Raw genomic sequence first — 21,136 nt, 5'->3', positions numbered from 1 at the left:
GGCCGCCCGGCGCCCCCCGGTTTCGGGGGGGGGGGGGGGGGCCTCTGCCCCTCCGGTAAAATGTGCCGGGTGGACGGGGCCCCCCCCCCCGCCGTCATTCCCGCCCCCAGGACGACGGCGAGCGCGGCCAGCGCGCCGCCGAGCCCGAAGGCCCCGGCGACCTCGTGGCGGTCCACGGCCCGGCCGCCGAGCAGCGCGCCGAGGGCGATGGCCGCGTTGAACACCCCGGTGAAGAGCGCGGAGCCCGCCTCCCGGTGGTCCGGGACCACCGTCATCAGCCAGCTCTGGGCGCTGACCGGCACCCCGCCGTACGCCACGCCCCACACCAGCAGCAGCGCCACGGCGGCGGCCGGCGAACCGCCCGCCGGAACGGTCAGCAGGACCGTCGTGGCCAGCAGCGCCGCGAGGCCGAGCAGCGCCCGGCGCGGGGCCCGGGCGGCGGCCGCGCCCGCCAGGAAGGTCCCCGCGAGGGCGGCGGCCCCGTACCCCAGCAGCAGCCCGCCGACCGGCCCCGGGCCGATCCCCGCCACCCGCTCCAGCGCCGGGCGCACATAGGTGTACGCGGCGAAGTGCCCGGTGACCAGCAGCCCGGCCGCCACCAGGACGGCCCGTACCCCCGGCGTACGGAACAGCCCCGCGACCTCCCCGAGCCGTACCGCCTCCCGCGCGGGCAGCGGCGGCAGCACGGCGAGCAGCGCGGCCGCCGCGACGGCCAGCACCGCCATCGCGCCGAACGCCCAGCGCCACCCGGCGAGACCCCCCATCAGCGTCCCGGCCGGCACCCCGAGCACGGACGCCACCGCGGTCCCGCTGAAGATCACGGCGGTGGCCCGACCCGCCCCGGCCCCGCCGACGAGGCGCGCGGCGAGCCCGGCGGCGATCGCCCAGACGCCCCCGACGCAGACCCCGACCAGGCCGCGCGCCACCAGCAGCCAGCCGAAGGCGGGCGCGAGCGCGGAGAGCACATTGGCGGCGGCGAGCAGGAGCAGCAGCGCCCGGAGCACGGTCCGCCGGTCGGCGTGGCGCGCGGCGACCGGCAGCAGGGGCGCGGCGAGCGCCGCGACGAGCCCGGGCAGGGTGACGGCGAGCCCGGCCGTACCGTCGGAGGCGCCCAGCCCCCGCCCGAGGGGGGTGAGCAGTCCGACGGGCAGCATCTCCGTCGTGACGACACAGAAGGTGGCGGCGGCGACGGCGAGGACGGACGGGGGTAACGCGCTCTTCCCCGGAGGCGGTCCCGGTGCCTGATCCATCCGATGCATAGGACAAGCGTTCGCCCGCCGACGTCCCGGATCAACACCCGGGGCGGCCCCGATCTCCCGTGAAGGACCAGGGCAGCCCTATGCCCCCGCATCTCCCGTACCCGCCGTGGAAGGATGACTCCAAACGTCACATACCGAGGAGATGAACCGGGTGCCTGGCACAAATCTGACCCGCGAAGAGGCACAGCAGCGCGCACGCCTCCTCAGCGTTGACTCGTACGGGATCGACCTCGATCTCAGCGGCGCGCAGGAGGGCGGCACCTTCCGGTCCGTGACCACCGTGCGGTTCCGCAGCGCCGAGGCCGGGGCGGAGACCTTCATCGATCTGGTGGCGCCCGCCGTGCACGAGGTGGTGCTGAACGGCACCGCGCTGGACACCGCCGCCGTCTTCGCCGACTCGCGGATCGCGCTCAAGGAGCTGCACGAGGGTCCGAACGAGCTGACGGTCGTCGCGGAGTGCGCGTACACCAACACGGGCGAGGGGCTGCACCGCTTCGTCGACCCGGTGGACGAGCAGGCGTACCTCTACACGCAGTTCGAGGTCCCGGACGCGCGGCGCGTCTTCGCGTCCTTCGAGCAGCCGGACCTGAAGGCCACCTTCCAGTTCACCGTGAAGGCGCCCGAGGGCTGGACCGTCATCTCCAACTCGCCGACGCCGGAGCCCCGGGACCACACCTGGGTCTTCGAGCCGACGCCGCGCATCTCGTCGTACATCACCGCGCTGATCGCCGGCCCGTACCACTCGGTGCACAGCTCGTACGAGAAGGACGGGCAGTCCGTGCCGCTGGGCATCTACTGCCGGCCCTCGCTCGCCGAGTACCTGGACGCGGACGCGATCTTCGAGGTCACGCGCCAGGGCTTCGACTGGTTCCAGGAGAAGTTCGACTACGCGTACCCCTTCGCCAAGTACGACCAGCTCTTCGTCCCGGAGTTCAACGCGGGCGCCATGGAGAACGCGGGCGCGGTGACCATCCGCGACCAGTACGTCTTCCGCTCGAAGGTGACGGACGCGGCGTACGAGACGCGGGCCGAGACGATCCTGCACGAACTGGCGCACATGTGGTTCGGCGATCTGGTCACCATGGAGTGGTGGAACGACCTGTGGCTGAACGAGTCGTTCGCCACGTACACGTCGATCGCCTGCCAGGCGTACGCGCCGGGCTCGCGGTGGCCGCATTCCTGGACGACGTTCGCCAACTCCATGAAGACCTGGGCGTACCGGCAGGACCAGCTGCCCTCCACGCACCCGATCATGGCGGAGATCCGCGACCTGGACGACGTGCTGGTCAACTTCGACGGCATCACGTACGCCAAGGGCGCCTCCGTGCTGAAGCAGCTCGTCGCGTACGTCGGGCAGGACGAGTTCTTCAAGGGCGTGCAGGCGTACTTCAAGGCGCACGCCTACGGCAACACGCGCCTGTCGGACCTGCTGGGCGCGCTGGAGGAGACCTCCGGGCGTGATCTGAAGACCTGGTCGAGGGCGTGGCTGGAGACGGCCGGGATCAACATCCTGCGCCCGGAGATCGAGCTGGACGAGGCGGGGAACGTCACCTCGCTGGTGGTACGGCAGGAGGCCCCGGCGCTCCCGGCGGGCGCCAAGGGCGAGCCCACTCTGCGCCCGCACCGGATCGCGGTCGGCTGCTACGACCTGGATGAGGACGGCAAGCTCGTCCGTACCAGCCGGATCGAGCTGGACGTCGACGGTGAGCGTACGGAGGTGCCGTTCCCGGCGGACACCCCGCGCCCGGCCGTGATCCTGCTCAACGACGACGACCTGTCGTACGCGAAGGTCCGGCTCGACGAGGAGTCGCTGCGCGTGGTCACCGCGCACCTCGGGGACTTCACGCAGTCGCTGCCGCGCGCGCTGTGCTGGGCGTCGGCGTGGGACATGACGCGCGACGGCGAGCTGGCGACCCGCGACTACCTGGCTCTGGTGCTGTCCGGCATCGCGAAGGAGTCGGACATCGGCGTCGTCCAGTCGCTGCACCGCCAGGTGAAGCTGGCCCTCGACCTGTACGCGGCGCCCGCGTGGCGCGAGGCGGGGCTGACGCAGTGGACGGAGGCGACGCTGGCCCACCTCAGGGCGGCGGAGCCGGGCAGCGACCACCAGCTGGCGTGGGCACGGGCCTTCGCGGCGACCGCCCGCACCCCGCACCAGCTCGACCTGTTGCAGGGGCTGCTGGACGGCACGGAGTCGGTCGAGGGCCTGGCGGTCGACACGGAGCTGCGCTGGGCGTTCGTCCAGCGGCTGGCGGCGGTCGGGCTGCACGACGAGGAGGAGATCGCGGCGGAGTACGAGCGCGACCGCACGGCAGCGGGCGAACGCCACGCGGCCGCCGCCCGCTCGGCCCGGCCGCTGGCCGAGGCCAAGGCGGAGGCGTGGGCGTCGGTCGTGGAGAGCGACAAGCTGCCCAACTCCCTCCAGGAGGCGGTGATCGGCGGCTTCGTCCAGACCGACCAGCGCGAGCTGCTGGCGCCGTACGCGGAGAAGTACTTCGCGGCGGTCGCGGGCGTCTGGGACGCGCGCTCGCACGAGATGGCGCAGCAGGTCGCGATCGGCCTCTACCCGGCGATCCAGGTCTCGCAGGCGACCCTGGACGCGACGGACTCCTGGCTCGCCTCGGCGGGCCCGAACGCGGCGCTGCGCCGCCTGATCTCGGAGTCCCGCTCGGGCGTGGAACGCGCCCTGCGGGCCCAGGCGGCGGACGAGGCGGCGAGCGCGTAACCGGCTGACGCCGGGGCTTGCGGGCGTGAGCCGAGCCCGGTGAGCCCGGCGAGCGGTGTGCCGGGTGAGCGGTGCGCCCGGTGTGCCCGGTGGTCACCTGCGGGTGGCCACCGGGCGCGGGGCCACGGAGCGGCCGGGGGCGGTTCCCCAGGAGCGTCCCCGGCTCCGGTCGGGGCGGGATGTGTACCCGTCGTCCCGCCCCGGTGCGGTCCGGGGACGCGCGTCGGGCGCCAGTTGCCCGTGGGGACCTCGCGCGGTGCCCGACGGTGCACGGGCGGTGCCCGCATGGCATCTGACCTGGGGCTGGAGCGAATCCGGCGCGTTTTCATGGAACCGATTCGCTGAGACAGAACCCGGACATTGACGAGATCATTTCAGGATCGAGCCGGCCCTAATGTCGTCGGTGTCAGCAGGAAACACCGCAACCGACAGCCGCTGGAGATCAAGATGCGTTCGCGTCTCACCGCCCGTTCCGCCCGCCTCGTCCTCGCCGCCGCCACGGTAACGGCCCTCGCCGCGACCATGACCGCCTGCGGCCCCGAGGAGGACGGCGCCACGGACTCCGCGGCCACCTCCTCCGCCACCTCCGGCTCCAGCGGTGGCAGCTCCACCACGGGCGGTTCCGGCGACTCCGGCTCCGACTCCGGTTCCAAGGACTCGGGTTCGAAGGACTCCGGCTCCAAGGACTCCGGCTCCTCCGACTCGGCCGGCGGCTCCGAGGACCCCAAGAAGGACGGCTACGGACAGTCCTGCGGCACCAACGACGTGGACTTCAAGGTCACCTCGGAGACCCAGGCCGGCGGCTACTACCTCATCACCGTCTCGGCCAAGTCCGGCATCACCTGCTACCTGGACCCCAACACCCCCAGCGTGTCCTTCGGTTCCAACAGGGAGGGCGTCGCCTCTCCCGTCGGGCAGGGCGGCGAAGACCCGATCAAGCTCACCGGCTCCGTCGTCGCCTACGCCGGCGTCAGCCCCAAGACCACCAACGACGACGCCGGCGTGGAGTTCGAGAACATCATCATCGCCACCTCCGAGGACGACCCGGACCCGGCCGAGATCAAGCTTCCCGACACGGCCAAGGTCGACAAGCCGATCGTCACCAACTGGGACGACGAGATCGCCGGGGCCGTCCCGCGCATCGTCTGACCCGTCCGAGGTTCGCCTACCCAGTTCAACTCCTGTGCGGTGCATATGAGATGGTCCGGTCGTGAATCAGCTGCGCACCACTGACCCCACCAAGCTCGGCCACCACACGATCCTCGCGCGCATCGGCGCGGGCGGCATGGGACAGGTGTACCTGGGGCGTTCGCCCGGGGGACGGCTGCTCGCCATCAAGGTGGTCAGGGACGACTTCGCCGATTCCGCCGACATCATGACCCGGTTCCGCCGCGAGGTGGAGACCGTGGGGCGGGTGCGCAGCGCGTACACGGCGGCGCTGGTCGAGGCGGAGGTCGACGCCCGGCCGTACTGGCTGGCGACGGAGTACGTGCCGGGCCCCACGCTCGCCGCGGCGATCCGGTCGCAGGTGCCGGGCGGGCTGCCGCACCGGTTCTGTCTGCTGCTGTTCGCCGCCCTCGCCGAGGCGCTCGCGGACGTGCACCTGCGCGGGGTCAGCCACCGCGATCTGAAGCCGCAGAACATCATCCTGTCGCCCGACGGGCCCCGGCTGATCGACTTCGGCATCGCCCGTACGACGGACCAGACCGCGCTCACCCAGGTCGGGCAGACGGTGGGCAGCCTCGGTTACACCGCGCCCGAGGTGATCACCGAGAGCCTGGTCGGACCGGCGGCCGACGTGTTCGCCCTCGGGGCGACCATGGCGTACGCGGCCACCGGGCGCGGCCCCTTCGGGGACAACGCGGCGGGGGTCGTCTACCGCAGCCTCAACGGGGAGATCGACGTCGACGGCGTCGATCCGGACCTCGCGGAGCTGATCACCGCGTGTGTCGAGGTGACGCCCGAGCGGCGGCCGGATCCCGCGGAGATCATCCGGCGGTGCGATGTACGGTCCGCGCTCACCGAGGACCCGGTCTACCGGCAGCTCGTCGCGGCGGAGAGCCCCGTCCCGACGGTCCTGGACGGGGTGGCGGGCCACCCGGATCCCTCGCGGTCCCGGGACACGCCGCCCGTCGCCGGTCGAACGCCGCAGACTCCGCACGAGAACCCGACGGTCGCCGCCGTGCCCCGGACGCTGCTCGCCCCGGCACGGCTCGTCCCGGCGGCTCCCCCCGCGCGGGACGCCGGGCGGCGGGCCGCCCTGGTGTCGGCGAGCGCCGCCCTGCTCGTCGCGATCGTCGGGGCGGTTTTACTGGTGGTCAGACCCGACTGGGGCGACGACGCCGTCGGCGCGGGCGGGCAGTCGTCGCCCACGGGGGTGGTCGAGTCCCCCGTCGAGCTGGTGCCCAAGGAACCCGTCACTCCCGCGGAACCGGAGGGCGCGGTGACCGGGATGGACTCCAAGTGCCTGCATGTCGCCAACTCCGACACGGAGAACGGCGCCGGGCTTCAGCTGTGGACCTGCAACAACACCGACGCCCAGCGCTGGAAGGTGCTCGACGGGGGCCGGATCCAGGCGCTGGGCAAGTGCATGGACGTGGAGTGGAGCGGCACGGACAACTGGACGCCCGTACGGCTGTGGGACTGCAACGGAACCCCGGCGCAGCAGTGGGAGAGCCAGGCCGACGGAACGCTCAAGAACGTGGGGTCGGGCCGGTGCCTGGACCTCGAAGAGGGAAAATCGGACAACGGCACGCCGCTCATCATCTTCGACTGCCACACCGGCGTGAACCAGCAATGGCAGCTTCCCACGTAGGGCCTGCCGTCCTGGGGTCACCGGACACGCGCGAAGGCGCCGCCCGGGCACCGAGCTGTGGTGCGGGCGGCGCCTTCGGAGGCGTCAGGCGTGCTGCTTGCGGGACTTGTCGAGCACCATCACCAGACCGGCGATGACGCCGAAGATCACCAGCGGCGCGACCACGAACAGGCCGAGGGTCTCGGCCACACTCAGGCCCGGGCCGGGGTCGTCGCCGTCGTCCCGGGTCAGCGCGAGGGCCGGGGACGTCATGAGCAGCATCATCAGCGTCGTACCGGCCGCCAGGGCGCCGGCGCGCAGAGTGTTCTTCTTGTCCACGGTGCAAACGTAGCGAACGCCCCTGAGCCCCGCGCGGGCGGGGTGCCAGTACGTGTGCTCATCCGGACCGCAGCACCTCCGTCAGGCGGTGCAGGCGCGGCGAGGCGGCCAGTTCCTCCAGCGTCATCGGGCGGCCCCGCGCGTCCGCGACGGGCAGCCGCCAGTTGGGGTACTGGTCCCAGGTGCCCGGCAGGTTCTGCGGGCGGCGGTCGCCCACCGCGTCCGGCAGCCAGACCCCGACCATCCGCGCAGGGGTGCGCAGCAGGAAGCGGTACACCGCGCGGATGGCTTCCTCCTCGTCGTCGTCGCCGCCGTAGCCACCGGGCAGCAGCCCGAGCCGGGCGAGGCAGCCGAGCCACTCCGCGACCTCCGCGTGCTCCTCCGACTGCTCCTGCGCCAGCGGGCGGGTGAGCAGGCCGAGGCGGTGGCGCAGTTCCACGTGCTCGCCGGTGAGCCGCGCGGCGGTGGACGGCAGGTCGTGGGTGGTGGCGGTGGCCACACACCCCTCGCGCCAGCTCTCGGGCGGCAGCGGGCGCCCCGTACCGGCCCAGTCGCGCTCGAACCAGAGCACCGAGGTGCCGAGCACGCCGCGCCGCTCCAGCGTCTCGCGCACGCCGGGCTCGACGGTGCCCAGGTCCTCCCCTATGACCACGGCGCCCGCCCGGTGCGCCTCCAGGGCGAGGACGGCGAGCATGGCCTCCGCGTCGTAGCGCACGTACGTGCCGTGCGTGGGCGGCCGCCCTTGCGGCACCCACCAGAGCCGGAACAGCCCCATGACATGGTCGATCCGCAGCGCCCCCGCGTGTCGCAGCAGGCCCTGGAGCAGTCCGCGGTACGGGGCGAAGCCGGACGCGGCCAGAATGTCCGGGCGCCAGGGCGGCAGCCCCCAGTCCTGGCCCAGCGCGTTGAAGGCGTCCGGCGGGGCCCCGACGGAGATGCCGTCCGCGAAGGCGTCCTGCTGCGCCCAGGCGTCGGCGCCGTCCGGGTGCACCCCGACGGCGAGGTCGTGGACGATCCCGACGGGCATTCCGGCGTCCCGGGCCGCGCGGGAGGCGGCGGCGAGCTGGCCGTCCGTGAGCCAGGCGAGGCGGCAGTGGAAGTCGATGCGGTCGAGCAGCCGGGTGCGGGCGGCGGAGGTCTCGGCGGAGCGCGGGTCGCGCAGCCCGTCCGGCCAGTCGCGCCACCGGGGGCCGTGCACCTCGGCGAGGGCGCACCAGGTGGCGTGGTCCTCCAGGGCGCGTCCCTGGGCGGCGAGGAAGTCGCAGTAGTCGGCCTGCCGGCCGGGGCCGAGCGGGACGCGGTCGAGGATCTCCAGGGCGGCGCGCTTCAGCTCCCACACGGCGTCACGGTCGATCAGCCCGCCGCCCTCCGGGCCGCCGGGGCCTACTGCCCGGCCCCTCTTGCCCAGGACGGCCTCGCGGAGCGCGGCGGCCTTCTCCGCCAGCGCGTCGAGCCGCTCGCGGTCCGGGCCGCGTACGTACGCGTACTCCGGCACGGCCTCGATCCGCAGATGGACCGGGTCGGGGAAGCGGCGCGAGGAGGGCCGGTACGGGGAGGGGTCGGTCGGGGCGCCGGGCACGGCGGCGTGCAGCGGGTTGATCTGGACGAAGCCCGCGCCGAGGGACCGGCCCGACCAGGCGGCCAGTTCGGCGAGGTCGCCGAGGTCGCCCATGCCCCAGGAGCGGGCGGAGAGGAGGGAGTAGAGCTGCACCAGGAAGCCGTGGGTACGGGCGGGGGCCTCCGGCACCCGGTCGGGTGCGACGACGAGCACGGCCCGTTCCGTACGGCCGTCGGGGGCCTCGACGGTGAGCCGGTGCACGCCGAGCGGCAGCCGGGCCCACCCGGAGGGGGTGGCGGGCACGCAGGCCGCGGCGGGCGCGGGGGCCGCGCACGGCAGCTCGACCGTCTCCCCGCGCGCGCTCCGCCAGTACTCGACCTCCACGCGGAGCGTCGAGCCCGCGGGGAGCGCCGTCAGGGCGGCCGGCAGCGGCCGGTCCGCGCCGGTATCGGCGCTGTCGCCGGCGTCGGCACCGGCGACACCATCAGGGGGGACGGTCCCGGATCCACGGGGCGGGTGCCACAGGACCAGCGTGGGCGGCAGCAGACGGCTCCCGGCGGCGGACTCGGCACGGCTCAGGGCGGCGCTCACCGCCGCGGGCGTGGACGCGTCGACGCCCAGCGCGGCGAGCACGGAGACGACCGTGTCGTCGGGGACCGGGACCTCGGTGCCCGGTGCGGGTGAGTACGCGGTGGCGACACCGTGCAGCTCGGCGAGCCTGGCCAAGCCCATGCGGACTCCTTGGTTCAGACGGTCATACCCCTGGGGACTCCGTACCGCCGGCGGTGCCGGGCGCGGTCGGTTCGCTGGTCAGCGGGGCGGTGTCGGCGAGGGGCGGTTCGCTGGTGAGCGGGGCGGCGTCGGCGAGCGGGGGCTCGCTGGTCAGGGGGCCCGCGAAGTCGGCCGCGAGCGGAGGCTCGCTGGTCAGCGGTGCGGGCTGGGCCTGTTTGGAGAATGCGGAGAGCAGGAGCTGAGCGGATGCGGCCATGACGGCGCCTCCAGATGACAGGGAACAGGACACAGCAGCCCTACCCAGCGGATGGGACCGCAGACGTCCACCCCCCGTAAACGTGTGTCGAGTCACGATCTGTTCCTCGAACCCGCGGGCCCGCTCGAACGTATTGGCGCCTAGCGGTTGATCATCACCGCGCGGCGCGGGGTCCTGCTTACCACAGCGGGCAAATGCGACACAACGGCCGCACGCATTGACACCCTCACCACGGGGTGGTGGGCTCGTTGGCGCTCGGCGCCGGGTTGGCAGCGGTACCGGTGGTACCGGCAGGCAGCAGGAGGGGAGTCGGGCATGCAGCTGGGGCACAGCGGGCACCGGAGGAGGACCGCGACCGCCGTGGCCGTCGCCGTGATCGGCGGTCTTCTCGGCACCGCGCCGGGCGCACTCGCCGCCCCCGGGGACCCGGGGTCCCCCACGGCCTCCTCACCCGAACGGGCGAACCGGGACGAGCTTCCCGCCGTCTGGCCCCGGCCGCAGACGATCCGGGCCGCCGGGAAGGCCGTACCCCTCGGGGACGAGGCGACCGTCGTCGCAGGCGCGGGAGCCGACCCGTACACCGTACGGGAGCTGGCGGCGGTGCTGCGCTCCGCGGGCGTCCGTACGGTGCACAGCGTGACGGCGTCCGCCGGTGGAGCCCTTCCCGGGAAAGGCCCCGTCGTCCTCGCGGGCGGGGCGGGAGCGCGGGCCGCGCTCGACGCGCTGCGCGCCCCCGAGCAGGCCGACATCCCCTCCGGGGGCTACCGGCTCGCGGTGGGCACCGTCGCGGGCCGGTCCACCGTCGCCCTGGACGGCATCGGTCCCGACGGCCTGTTCCACGCGGCCCAGACCCTGCGCCAGCTCGTCTCCCCGAACGGCACGGGCGACGGCGACGAGCGGCCCGCCGTCCCCGGTGTGGTCGTACGCGACTGGCCGGGCACGGCCGTACGCGGTACGGCGGAGGGTTTCTACGGCCGCCCCTGGAACCACACACAGCGCCTCGCGCAGCTCGACTTCATGGGACGCACCAAACAGAACCGCTATCTGTACGCGCCCGGCGACGACCCCTTCCGGCAGGCGCGCTGGCGCGATCCGTACCCCGCCGCGCAGCGCGCGGACTTCCGCGAGCTGGCCGAGCGCGCCCGGCGCAACCATGTGACGCTCGCCTGGGCCGTCTCCCCCGGCCAGGCCATGTGCATGTCCTCCGAGCAGGACCTCACGGCGCTCCGGCGCAAGATCGACGCGATGTGGGCGCTGGGGGTGCGCGCCTTCCAGCTCCAGTTCCAGGACGTCAGCTACAGCGAGTGGCACTGCCGGGCGGACGCGGAGACGTTCGGCTCCGGCCCCGAGGCGGCGGCCAGGGCGCAGGCACGGGTGGCGAACGCGGTCGCGGCCTGGCTGGCCGAGCGGCACCCGGACGCCCAGCGGCTCACGGTGATGCCCACGGAGTACTACCAGGACGGTGCGACGGAGTACCGCGCGGCGCTGGCCGGGGCGCTCGGCCCGCGCGTGCAGGTCGCGTGGACGGGCGTCGGGGTCGTGCCGCGCACGATCACCGGCCGGGAGCTGAAGGAGGCGCGGACCGCCTTCAAGCACCCTCTGGTCACCCTGGACAACTATCCGGTCAACGACTACGAGCAGAGCCGGCTCTTCCTCGGCCCGTACACCGGCCGGGAACCGGCGGTCGCCACCGGCTCGGCCGCGCTGCTCGCCAACGCGATGGAACAGGCGTCCGCCTCGCGCATCCCGCTGTTCACCGCCGCCGACTACGCGTGGAACCCGCGCGGCTACCGGCCCCAGGAGTCCTGGCGGGCCGCGATCGCGGATCTCGCGGGCGGCGACGGCCGGGCCCGTGACGCGCTCGGCGTACTGGCGGGCAACGGGGCCTCGTCCATCCTCGGCGAGCCGGAGTCCGCCTATCTGCGTCCGCTGCTGGACGAGTTCTGGCGCTCGCGCACGAGTTCGGACGGCCGGGCGCGCACGGCCGCGGCGACCGCGCTGCGGAGCGCGTTCACGGCGATGCGCGAGACTCCGGAACGGCTCTCGGGCACGGCCGGCGGCCTGCTGGAGGACGAGGTACGGCCCTGGCTCGACCAGCTCGCGCGGTACGGCGAGGCGGGCGAACTCGCGGTCGACCTGCTGGGCGCCCAGGACCGCGGCGACGGCGCGGCCGCGTGGCGGGCCTCGGTGGACCTGAAGCCGCTGCGCTCGGCGGCCGGGGCGAGCAAGGCGACCGTCGGCAGCGGGGTGCTGGGCGCCTTCCTGGACCGGGCGGTGAAGGAGGCGTCGGCGTGGACGGGCGTGGCGCGCGCGAAGGGCCAGTCCGTCACGGAGGAGACCGGCGGGGACGGCCGGCGCACGTACACCGTCAGCGTGGGGCGGCCCCGGCCCGTCGAGACGCTGAACACGCTGACGGCGCCGGGGACGGGCGCGGGCGCCGCCGTCGAGGCCCATGTGCCGGGGCAGGGCTGGCGGCCGCTGGGGCCGCTGTCCCCGAGCGGCTGGACCGAGCCCGCGGGGACGGCGCTGAAGGCGCTGAAGGGGCAGCCGGTGGACGCGGTACGGATCGTCTGGTCGGGCGGCCGGGTCGGTCCCGGCGGGCCCGCCGCGGCGACCCCGCCGGCCGATGTCGCGTTCGTACCGTGGTTCGCCGACGAGCCCCGGGCCGGTCTGACCCTGGCCCGGGGCGAGACGGACGCGCGGATCGGCGGCGGTCCCGAACGGGTGGAGGCGCGGCTGACGTCGCTGCGCCCCGGCGGGGTGAAAGGCACGCTGACGGCGAAGGCGCCCTCCGGCATCAAGGTGACGGCGCCGAAGGGGACGACGGTGCCGCGCGGCTCGCAGCGGACTGTTCCCGTCGAGATCAGCGTCCGTGCGGGCACCCCCGCGGGCACGTACGAGGTGCCGCTCTCGTTCGCGGGCGAGGAGCGCACGCTGACGGTACGCGCCGCACCGGACACCGCGGGACCGGACCTGGCCCGTACGGCCACGGCGTCGTCCTCGGGCGACGAGACGCCCGACTTCCCGGCCGCGGCGGCGGTGGACGGCGACCCGGCGACGCGCTGGTCCGCCCCGGTCGAGGACACCGCCTGGCTCCAGTTGGAACTGGCCCGCCCGGCGCGGGTCGGCCGGCTGGTGCTGCGCTGGGAGGACGCGTACGCGAGCCGCTACCGCGTCCAGGTCTCCGAGGACGGGCGCAGGTGGCGCACGGCGGCGACGGTGAAGGACGGCAAGGGCGGCCGGGAGGCGGTCGGCCTGGACGCGAAGGACACCCGGTACCTCCGGATCCAGGCCGACGCCAGGGGCACCCGCTTCGGGTACTCGCTGTTCTCGGTCGAGGCGTACGCGGTGCGCGGCGCGCCCGCCGGTAAGGACCGGTCCCGCCCCTGAGTGGGCCGGTCCTCGTAGAACGGTTCTCCTGAAGGCCTACAGGAAGGAGTCGATGCGGGCCACCGCGTCCTCCGCTCCGTACGGCTGCAGGTACGGCATCCAGCGCGGGTCGCGGTGGCCGGTGCCGATGATGCGCCAGGCCAGGCCGGACGGCGGGGCGGGCTGGTGGTTGAGCCGCCAGCCCAGCTCCCTCAGGTGGCGGTCCGCCTTGACGTGGTTGCAGCGGCGGCAGGCCGCCACCACGTTGTCCCACACGTGCTGTCCGCCACGGCTGCGCGGAATGACGTGGTCGACGCTGGTTGCGACGCCACCGCAGTACATGCAGCGTCCGCCGTCACGGGCGAAGAGCGCCCGGCGGGTCAACGGGACGGGCCCCCGGTAGGGGACCCGCACGAAACGCTTGAGCCGTACGACACTGGGGGCCGGGATGACTCGGGTCTCGCTGTGCATATAGGCGCCGGATTCCTCAAGACAGAGGGCCTTGTTCTCCAGAACGAGGACGAGCGCGCGGCGGAGCGGTACGACGCCGAGCGGCTCGTACGACGCGTTGAGGACCAGGACATGCGGCACGGATGCCTCCTATTACGCCGGCGGCACGTGGCTCGCGCCGGGACGATCTGCTCTCAGTCTCTCCTCATGCCTGGTCGAAACGCCACCACGTCCAGGTAACGGGCTCGGAGTGTTTTCTGCCACAGGAGCCACCGGGAGGCCCCGTGGCAGGGGTTCTGCCCGCCCCGGGCCTCACCGGGGCCGTACGGGCACGCCGCGGGGCCCACGTGAGGCGCGTCTCTCCGTCGCGCGGGGCGCGGGGCGCGCCGCGTTGCCCCGTTAGTGTGGTTCATCCGGTCGCGTACACGTGGCCGGATGTCGCGTTTCCGCCGTACCGCTCGCGCCGCACCACCGTCCGGCCCGCATCTGGAGGTTCCCTGTCGTGTCCTGGTCCGTCCCACTGGCCGCCGGCTCCGCGTCCGACCCCGTCACGCTCGACGAGGCGGCGGACCGGGCGGGGGACGCGGCGAGCTGGGTGGAGGAGAACTGGGCCACCTGGCTGAGCATCGGCCTGCGGATGACGCTGATCCTGGTGATCGCGCTGGTGCTGCGTCATGTGATCCGCCGGGCGCTGACCAAGCTGATAGACCGGATGAACCGCAGCGTCCAGACCGTCGAGGGCACCGCGCTGGGCGGGCTGCTGGTCAACGCCGAGCGGCGCAGGCAGCGCTCGGAGGCCATCGGGTCGGTGCTGCGGTCGGTGACCTCGTTCCTGATCCTGGGCACGGCGGCGCTGATGATGCTCGGCGCGCTGAGCATCAACCTGGCCCCGCTGCTGGCCTCCGCCGGGGTCGCCGGCGTGGCGCTCGGCTTCGGCGCGCGCAACCTGGTGACCGACTTCCTCTCCGGTGTCTTCATGATCCTGGAGGACCAGTACGGCGTCGGGGACACGATCGACGCCGGGGTGGCCTCCGGCGAGGTGATCGAGGTGGGGCTGCGCGTCACGAAGCTGCGCGGCGACAACGGCGAGATCTGGTACGTACGCAACGGCGAGGTCAAGCGGATCGGCAACCTCAGCCAGGGCTGGGCGACGGCCGCCGTGGACGTGATGGTCCGGCCGACGGAGGACCTGGAGCGGGTCCGTACGGTGATCCAGCAGGTGGCCGAGAAGCTCGCCAAGGACGATCCGTGGAACGAGCGGCTGTGGGGCCCGGTGGAGGTGCTGGGCCTGGACTCGGTGCTGCTGGACTCGGTGACGGTACGGGTCTCCGCGAAGACCATGCCCGGCCAGGCGCTCCGGGTGGAGCGCGAGCTGCGCTGGCGGATCAAGCTGGCCTTCGACGAGGCGGGCATCCGGATCGTCGGGGGCGTCCCGGCCGCGGTGGAGGAGGAGTCCGCGCCGGACCCGTCGGCGGGCGTCGCGGCCCCGTCGGCGCTGGCGAGCCCGACGTCCCCGCAGTCCATGGCGGCGTCCCCGATCGCGCCGCCGCCGAATCTGGCCAAGTAGGGGCCTCCGGGCAGGGCGCGTGGGTACGGAAGAACCACGCGTGGGTGCGGGGAACCACGGGTACCGGGGGAAGAAGTCGGGTAGGGGCTGTCGTTGGGATCAGGCTGGATCAGGGAGCGGGGTCTGGTGCCGTGGATCGCAAGGCGGAGGAGGGAGGCGACGCGTGAGCGTCGGCTCCCCCGTATCCGCCGTCAACGCCGCGAGGCGCGGTGCCAGGGCACGCGAGCCCAGCCTGATCCCAACGACAGCCCCTAGCCCGGTCGTGAGTCATCCGAACGCGTATGAACTGCCGTGAAGGGGAACCGATCACCGGGCCCTGGCGTATTCATGGTGGGGAGAGCGGGCGGCTGCGCCGGGCGGTTCGTCAATCAAGATCCAGTCAGCTCTTGCGCAGTTGTCGGTACCTGCGGCCATACTGCTGGCCGAGAGCTGTCCCCCGGCCCGCAGGGGGCGGGCCGCCGTCGTCCATGACCGAGGGGGAGGTCACGTGACATACCCGCCGAATGTGCGCACAGCGCCACCGTCGGCTCCGCAGCACGCGCCGGCGCCACCGCCCGCGCCCCCGGGCGCGCCGCGGCCGCCCGCGCTCCGTGCGGCGTGGTGGGAGACGACGGACCGGCTGCGCGCCGCGGCGACGACGGAGCCGGGCCGGCTGCGGATCATCGGCGCGGCCCTGGCGCTGCTGGTGGTGGCGTTCGGCGCGGTGACGGCGTGGGAGGTCGCCGACCGGCACTCCGCCGCGGGCGACGTGGTGAGCCGCAGTCAGCCGCTGAGCGCGGACGCGGCGAACATCTACCGCTCGCTGGCCGACGCCGACACGGCCGCGGCGAGCGGCTTCCTGGCGGGTGCCCAGGAGCCGGCCGCGGTGCAGGAGCGGTACCGGAAGGACATCGAGACGGCGTCGGGGCTGCTGATCACGGCGGCGACGCACACGGACAGCGGGAGCGAGTCCGGCCGGCAGATAAGGACGCTCAACGAAGGGCTGCCGCGCTACACCGGACTGGTCGAGCGGGCCCGCGCCAACAACCGGCAGGGGCTGCCGCTGGGCGGCGCCTATCTGCGGTACGCCAACGAGCAGATGACCAGGGAGCTGCTGCCCGCCGCCGAGAAGCTGTACGCGGCGGAGACGGAGCGGCTGGCGCGGGACAACGACGACGCGCGGCTGTGGCCGTTCGTCTCGCTGGCGGTCGGTGTCGTCGCGCTCGGCGTCCTCGTGTGGGCGCAGCGGCGCAACTACCGCCGGACCAACCGCGTCTTCAACCACGGCCTCCTCGCGGCCACCGCCGGGGCCACGGTCCTGCTGCTGTGGCTGGCCGTCGGCCAGACCGTCGCGCGGACCGAGCTGAACAACGCCCAGACGCAGGGTCAGGAATCGCTGAAGGTCCTCAACGAGGCGAGGATCAACTCGCTCAAGGCGCGCGCGAACGAGAACCTGACCCTGGTGGCCAGGGGCGCGGTCCTCACGGCGGACGGCAAACACGACAAGTACGAGACGGACTACACAACGGGCATGGACAAGCTCAGCACCGCGCTCGGCGAGGCGAAGAAGCTCGCCGACGACAGCGCGGGCGGCAGACCGGTGGACGAGGCGATCTCGGCGGTCACCCAGTGGCGCGAGCGCCACAAGTCGGTCAGCGAGACCGACCGGACCGGTGACTACAGCGCGGCGGTGCGGAAGGTCATCGGCGACAGCGGTTCGACGGGGCAGTCGTTCGACACGGTGGACGAGGCGCTGGGGACGGCGGTCGAGCAGGAGCAGAAGGAGTTCAAGCGGGCGGCGTCGGACGGCAGGGACGCGCTGACGGGGCTGGCGGTCGGCGCGGGGGTGCTGGCCCTGCTCGCGGCGGTGGGCGCGATCCTCGGCATAGGCCGCAGGCTTTCGGAGTACCGGTGAGAGGGGGCGGGATGACTGCGAGGAACAGCCTCAGCCGGTTCCGCGGGACGCGCGGTCCCCGGCCGTTCGCCAGGCTGCGCGGCTGGGGCGGTGTCTCGGCGATGGCGGGCGCCTGTGTGCTGACGGCGTCGCTCACCCTGCTTCCGCTCTCGCACTCCGTCGCGGAGCGCCCGGACGGCGGGGCGGAGCGCACGGCCACGGCCGTTCCGGCGGTGACGGCGGAGGAGTGCCGGGAGCCGGAGCGCAGCGTGCCGGCCTCGAACGAGGACGGTCCCTCCATCCAGGAGATCAAGGCGCGGGAGAACCGGAAGCTGATCATCGGGGTGGACCAGAACAGCTACCGCTGGGGTTATCTCAACCCGGACACCAAGGAGCCCCAGGGCTTCGACATCGATCTCGCCCGCGCCATAGCGAAGGACATCCTCGGCAGCGAGAAGGACGTCATCTTCCGCGCCATCCCCACCAATCAGCGGGTCGCCGCGCTGGACAACGACACGGTCGACCTGGTCGTCAGGACGATGACGATCAACTGCGACCGGATCAAGCAAGTCGCTTTCTCCACGGCCTACTTCGAGACGGGGCAGCAGGTGCTCGCCCCCAAGGGATCGACGATCACCGGGTTCAACAGGACCCTCGCGGGCAAGCGGGTCTGCACGGCGAACGGGTCGACGGCGTACAAGGCGCTGGAACAGCAGTCCTACGGCGCGATATTCAAGGACGAGCACGACAACGCGGCCGGCGACGAGGACCGGCTGACGGTGCCCAACCAGCTCGACTGCCTGGTCAGGCTCCAGCTCGGCGAGGTCGACGCGGTGGTCACGGACAACGCGCTGGCGGCCGGTCAGGCGGCCCAGGACCCGGCGGTCGAGCTGGTCGGGGAGCCGCTCAAGCCGGAGTACTACGGCGTGGCGGCCAAGCTCGGCAACGATGATCTGGTGGCCCGGGTGAACAAGGTGCTCGACGGGTATCGCGCGGGTGGGGCGAACAGCCGCTGGATGCTCTCGTACGACAAGTGGCTGAAGGCGGCGCTGCCGGGCATCAGCGCTCCGCCCGCGGCGAAGTACAAGGACGGCTGAGGGCAGCGGCAGCGGCAGCGGACGACGGTGGCAACGGCGGCGGAACGGGATCGGACAGCGCCGGCAGGCACGCGCCACGGCGGCGTACGGCGGAGCGGAGAGGTGATCGATGGGCGGCACGGGCTCCTTTCCCGAGGCGACGGGAAGGCCACCGGGACCGGTGATGGACCGGGACGAGGTGGACCGTGCCCTGGCGCGCCTCGAAGCGGAGCACGAGGCGATCGAGAGTTCGCTCCTCGCGCTCCAGGACCACGCGGGGCGCCGCCTTCTCGAAGGGGCCGAGCTGACCGGGGTCACGAAGGACCGCTGGGCCACCGCCGAAGGCGCGATCACCCTGCTCTGGTCGTACTTCGACAGCTACACCGCCGCGCTGACCGGCGCCCGTGAGGCGCGCGCGCGGCGGCGCTGGCCGAACCGGGACGACCTGGTGGAGCTGACGGAGACGCTGCGCGGCCGGGGTGTCACCGTCGCGGGCCCCGCCCGGCCGCTGCCGAACCTCACCGGCCCGGCCCGGCTCTCCGAACACTTCACGCTCGCCGAACTGGTGACGCGGATGAACGAGCTGTACGCGAGTTCGCTGGACATGGTCGTGACCGCGGACTCCGTGTGGTCGGCGCTGCCCGCCCGGATCGACCTGCTCTCCGCGGAGTTGCAGCGCACGCGTTCGCTGGCGCACTCCGTGGGCGTACGGCCCGGGGAGCATCCGGCGGGCGACGACCTGGAGTCGATCACCCACGAGCTGTCCACGCTCCGTGCCCAGGTGATCTCCGATCCGCTGGCCTTCTGGCGCCCCGCGCCCGGCAGTTCGGCCCCGGGCGGCGGCCGGCCCGACACCGAGCGGTACGACCGGGCGGCCCGCGCGCTGGAGGATGTGCGCGGCGAGATCGAGGCGGTCCTGCGGGTCCGCCAGGACTCGGAGGAGCGGCTGATGCGGCTGCGCGACGTGCTGTCGCGGGCCGACCGCACGCTCGCCGAGGCGCGCACGGCCCGCGGTGAGGTGCTGGCGAAGATCGCCGCGTCCGAGGTGCCCGCGGTGAGCGGTCCGCCGACCGTGCTCCACGAACGGCTGTCGGCCGCCGCGGAGTACCGCAGGCACGCCCAGTGGCACCGGCTCTCGCCGCTCCTGGAGTCGCTGGAACGGGAGGCGGAGGACGAACTGCTGCGGGCCCGCGAGTCCCTGACCGCGGTCACGGCGCCGCTCGCGGTCCGCGCCGAGCTGCGCGGCCGGCTCGACGCGTACAAGGCGAAGGTCGCCCGGCACGGCATGGCCGAGGACCCCTTCCTGATCGAGCGGTACGACGCGGCGCGCCGGATGCTGTGGAGCGCGCCCTGCGATCTGCGTGTCGCCGAGCAGGCCGTCCTGCGGTACCAGCGGGCCGCGGCGGACGTCCTCGTGCCCGGCCCGCCGGGTCCGGCGGACCGCGGGGGTGGCGCGTGAGGGTGAACGGCTCCGGCACGGAGAGCGGCATGACAGCAGGCGAGCAGGGGGACGGATGAGCGGGAACACGGCGTGCCAGCGCCCCGGCTGCGAGGGCTCGTACGAGGACATGGGCGGCGGTGAGCTGTACTGCGACACCTGCGGTCTGGCCCCTGTCGTCTCCCCCAACGGATCGCTCTCCTCGCCGCCCACGGGCATCACAGGCGGCGGCGGGGACGGCAGCGGCTCCGGGGGCGGCTCGGGGAAGGGCTCGGGCAGCGGGGACTCCTCGCGCTCGTCGCGTTCGGCGCGCTCGTCAACAAGCCGCTCCTCCCGGTCCTCGACCTCCCGCCGGTCCGTCTCGGGCCGGCTCTCCCGCTCGCTCTCGGGGCGGGTGTCGTCGCGGTCGGTCTCGGTCCGCAGCTCCGGCTCGTCCACCAGCACCTCGGGGCGGGGCAGGCTGGGCGCGGGCCTGGTCTCCGTGCCGGACGTGCCGCGCCCCGACCCGCGCTCCGCCGTCATGGAGCACCCCGAGGTGCCGGAGCGCAAGCGGTACTGCTCGCGCTCGGACTGCGGGGCGCCGGTGGGCCGGGCGCGCGGTGACCGGCCGGGCCGTACCGAAGGGTTCTGCACGAAGTGCGGGCACCCGTACTCGTTCGTGCCCAAGCTCCACGAGGGCGATGTGGTGCACGGCCAGTACGAGGTCGTGGGGTGCCTGGCGCACGGCGGTCTCGGCTGGGTCTATCTCGCCATCGACCGCGCCGTGTCGGACCGCTGGGTGGTCCTCAAGGGCCTGCTGGACACGGGCGACCAGGACGCCATGGAGGCGGCGATCTCCGAGCGGCGCTTCCTCGCCGAGATCGAGCACTCCAACATCGTCCGCATCTACAACTTCGTGGAACACCTCGACCAGCGCACGGGCTCCATGGACGGCTACATAGTCATGGAGTACGTGGGCGGCAAGTCGCTCAAGGAGATCGCCAACGAGCGCCGTACGGGCGCCGGCAAGCGCGACCCGCTCCCCGTCGAGCAGGCGTGCGCGTACGGCATCGAGGCGCTGGAGGCGCTGGGCCATCTCCACAGCCGGAACCTGCTGTACTGCGACTTCAAGGTCGACAACGCGATCCAGACCGAGGACCAGCTCAAGCTGATCGACATGGGCGCGGTCCGCAGGATGGACGACGACGAGTCGGCGATCTACGGCACGGTGGGCTACCAGGCCCCCGAGGTCGCCGAGACCGGCCCGTCGGTCGCCTCCGACCTGTACACGGTCGCCCGCACCCTGGCGGTGCTGACGTTCGACTTCCAGGGCTACACCAACGTGTTCGCGGACTCGCTCCCGGACCCGGACAACATCGATGTCTTCCGTACGTACGAGTCGTTCTACCGGCTGCTGGTACGGGCGACGGACCCCGATCCGGCCCGGCGGTTCTCCTCGGCCCAGGAGATGGCGGAGCAGCTCACGGGTGTGCTGCGGGAGGTCGTGGCGCTCCAGACGGGACGTCCGCGCCCCGCGCTGTCCACGCTGTTCGGCCCGGAACTGAGGGTCACGGACACGGAGTTGTTCGCGGAGCTGACCGAGGACGTCTCACGGCTGGGGGTACGGGCGGAGCCGAAGGGCGGCCTGTTCGGCCGGCGCGTCAAGGCGGCGGCCGGGGCTGCCGGGCTCGGTGAGGCAGGCCGGGCGGGCGGCCCGGCCG

Annotated in this window: 14 protein-coding genes; 9 read left to right on the top strand and 5 right to left on the bottom strand. The window is 73.4% G+C overall.

Translation table 11 applies throughout. From position 1 onward, the window contains the following. Positions 1 to 1,250: MFS transporter (locus tag ACFTZC_RS36695; protein ID WP_382897626.1), on the bottom strand; the 1,250-nt coding region annotated here is incomplete at its 3' end. Between the two features lie 160 nt (positions 1,251 to 1,410). On the opposite strand from ACFTZC_RS36695, the gene pepN reads away from it, so the two are divergent. The 3 genes from pepN to ACFTZC_RS36680 all read left to right on the top strand — a co-directional run bounded on the left by pepN (position 1,411) and on the right by ACFTZC_RS36680 (position 6,799). Further along, positions 1,411 to 3,984, top strand: a complete 2,574-nt coding sequence (gene pepN, locus ACFTZC_RS36690) for an aminopeptidase N (RefSeq protein ID WP_382897623.1) — start codon at positions 1,411 to 1,413, stop codon at positions 3,982 to 3,984. Positions 3,985 to 4,431: 447 nt separating this feature from the next. Further along, the gene (locus ACFTZC_RS36685) at positions 4,432 to 5,133 is read left to right on the top strand and encodes a hypothetical protein (RefSeq protein ID WP_382897621.1); all 702 of its coding nucleotides are present in this window, start codon (positions 4,432 to 4,434) and stop codon (positions 5,131 to 5,133) included. A 61-nt stretch (positions 5,134 to 5,194) separates the two neighbouring features. Beyond that, positions 5,195 to 6,799: a ricin-type beta-trefoil lectin domain protein gene (locus ACFTZC_RS36680; protein WP_382897619.1), complete on the top strand. Its 1,605-nt coding sequence runs from the start codon at positions 5,195 to 5,197 to the stop codon at positions 6,797 to 6,799. Between the two features lie 84 nt (positions 6,800 to 6,883). Here ACFTZC_RS36680 and ACFTZC_RS36675 read toward each other — a convergent pair whose 3' ends face one another. From ACFTZC_RS36675 to ACFTZC_RS36665, 3 genes are read right to left on the bottom strand one after another with little or no spacing between them, the layout of a single operon-like run. After that, positions 6,884 to 7,117 (bottom strand): hypothetical protein, encoded by a 234-nt coding sequence (locus ACFTZC_RS36675; RefSeq protein WP_382897616.1) that lies wholly within the window; start codon positions 7,115 to 7,117, stop codon positions 6,884 to 6,886. A 58-nt stretch (positions 7,118 to 7,175) separates the two neighbouring features. Further along, entirely contained in the window at positions 7,176 to 9,407 is a 2,232-nt protein-coding gene (gene malQ / locus ACFTZC_RS36670; RefSeq protein WP_382897613.1) for a 4-alpha-glucanotransferase, read from the bottom strand. 22 nt (positions 9,408 to 9,429) lie between these two features. Further along, positions 9,430 to 9,663, bottom strand: coding sequence for a hypothetical protein (locus tag ACFTZC_RS36665; protein WP_382897612.1), 234 nt, complete (start codon positions 9,661 to 9,663; stop codon positions 9,430 to 9,432). A 315-nt stretch (positions 9,664 to 9,978) separates the two neighbouring features. Here ACFTZC_RS36665 and ACFTZC_RS36660 point away from each other — a divergent pair, with 315 nt between their 5' ends. Further along, positions 9,979 to 13,053 (top strand): beta-N-acetylglucosaminidase domain-containing protein, encoded by a 3,075-nt coding sequence (locus ACFTZC_RS36660; RefSeq protein ID WP_382897610.1) that lies wholly within the window; start codon positions 9,979 to 9,981, stop codon positions 13,051 to 13,053. Positions 13,054 to 13,089: 36 nt separating this feature from the next. On the opposite strand, the gene ACFTZC_RS36655 is transcribed toward ACFTZC_RS36660, so the two are convergent. Then, positions 13,090 to 13,623, bottom strand: a complete 534-nt coding sequence (locus ACFTZC_RS36655) for an HNH endonuclease (RefSeq protein WP_382897608.1) — start codon at positions 13,621 to 13,623, stop codon at positions 13,090 to 13,092. 361 nt (positions 13,624 to 13,984) lie between these two features. Between ACFTZC_RS36655 and ACFTZC_RS36650 the strand changes: the two genes are divergently transcribed. The 5 genes from ACFTZC_RS36650 to ACFTZC_RS36630 form a co-directional block, all read left to right on the top strand. Next, positions 13,985 to 15,049: a mechanosensitive ion channel family protein gene (locus tag ACFTZC_RS36650; protein WP_382897606.1), complete on the top strand. Its 1,065-nt coding sequence runs from the start codon at positions 13,985 to 13,987 to the stop codon at positions 15,047 to 15,049. 505 nt (positions 15,050 to 15,554) lie between these two features. Further along, on the top strand, positions 15,555 to 16,943 hold the full coding sequence (locus tag ACFTZC_RS36645; RefSeq protein ID WP_382897605.1) for a hypothetical protein: 1,389 nt from the start codon (positions 15,555 to 15,557) through the stop codon (positions 16,941 to 16,943). A gap of 11 nt (positions 16,944 to 16,954) precedes the next feature. Beyond that, positions 16,955 to 18,019 carry a glutamate ABC transporter substrate-binding protein gene (locus tag ACFTZC_RS36640; RefSeq protein WP_382897603.1) on the top strand — a complete coding sequence of 355 codons (1,065 nt, stop codon included), beginning with the start codon at positions 16,955 to 16,957 and terminating at the stop codon, positions 18,017 to 18,019. A gap of 109 nt (positions 18,020 to 18,128) precedes the next feature. Beyond that, entirely contained in the window at positions 18,129 to 19,457 is a 1,329-nt protein-coding gene (locus ACFTZC_RS36635; protein WP_382897601.1) for a hypothetical protein, read from the top strand. Positions 19,458 to 19,512: 55 nt separating this feature from the next. Further along, positions 19,513 to 21,136: serine/threonine protein kinase (locus tag ACFTZC_RS36630; protein ID WP_382897599.1), on the top strand; the 1,624-nt coding region annotated here is incomplete at its 3' end.

This window comes from Streptomyces sp. NPDC056987 (assembly GCF_042673865.1).
Taxonomy (GTDB): domain Bacteria; phylum Actinomycetota; class Actinomycetes; order Streptomycetales; family Streptomycetaceae; genus Streptomyces.
The sequence above is the reverse complement of the archived record's forward strand: the minus strand, read 5'-3'. Positions and strand labels throughout refer to the sequence as shown.

Coding starts and splice junctions, on each gene's coding strand:
- ACFTZC_RS36685 (WP_382897621.1), top strand. CDS start 4,432: ATGCGTTCGCGTCTCACCGCCCGTTCCGCCCGCCTCGTCCTCGCCGCC.
- malQ (WP_382897613.1), bottom strand. CDS start 9,407: ATGGGCTTGGCCAGGCTCGCCGAGCTGCACGGTGTCGCCACCGCGTAC.
- ACFTZC_RS36665 (WP_382897612.1), bottom strand. CDS start 9,663: ATGGCCGCATCCGCTCAGCTCCTGCTCTCCGCATTCTCCAAACAGGCC.
- ACFTZC_RS36660 (WP_382897610.1), top strand. CDS start 9,979: ATGCAGCTGGGGCACAGCGGGCACCGGAGGAGGACCGCGACCGCCGTG.
- ACFTZC_RS36640 (WP_382897603.1), top strand. CDS start 16,955: ATGACTGCGAGGAACAGCCTCAGCCGGTTCCGCGGGACGCGCGGTCCC.
- ACFTZC_RS36635 (WP_382897601.1), top strand. CDS start 18,129: ATGGGCGGCACGGGCTCCTTTCCCGAGGCGACGGGAAGGCCACCGGGA.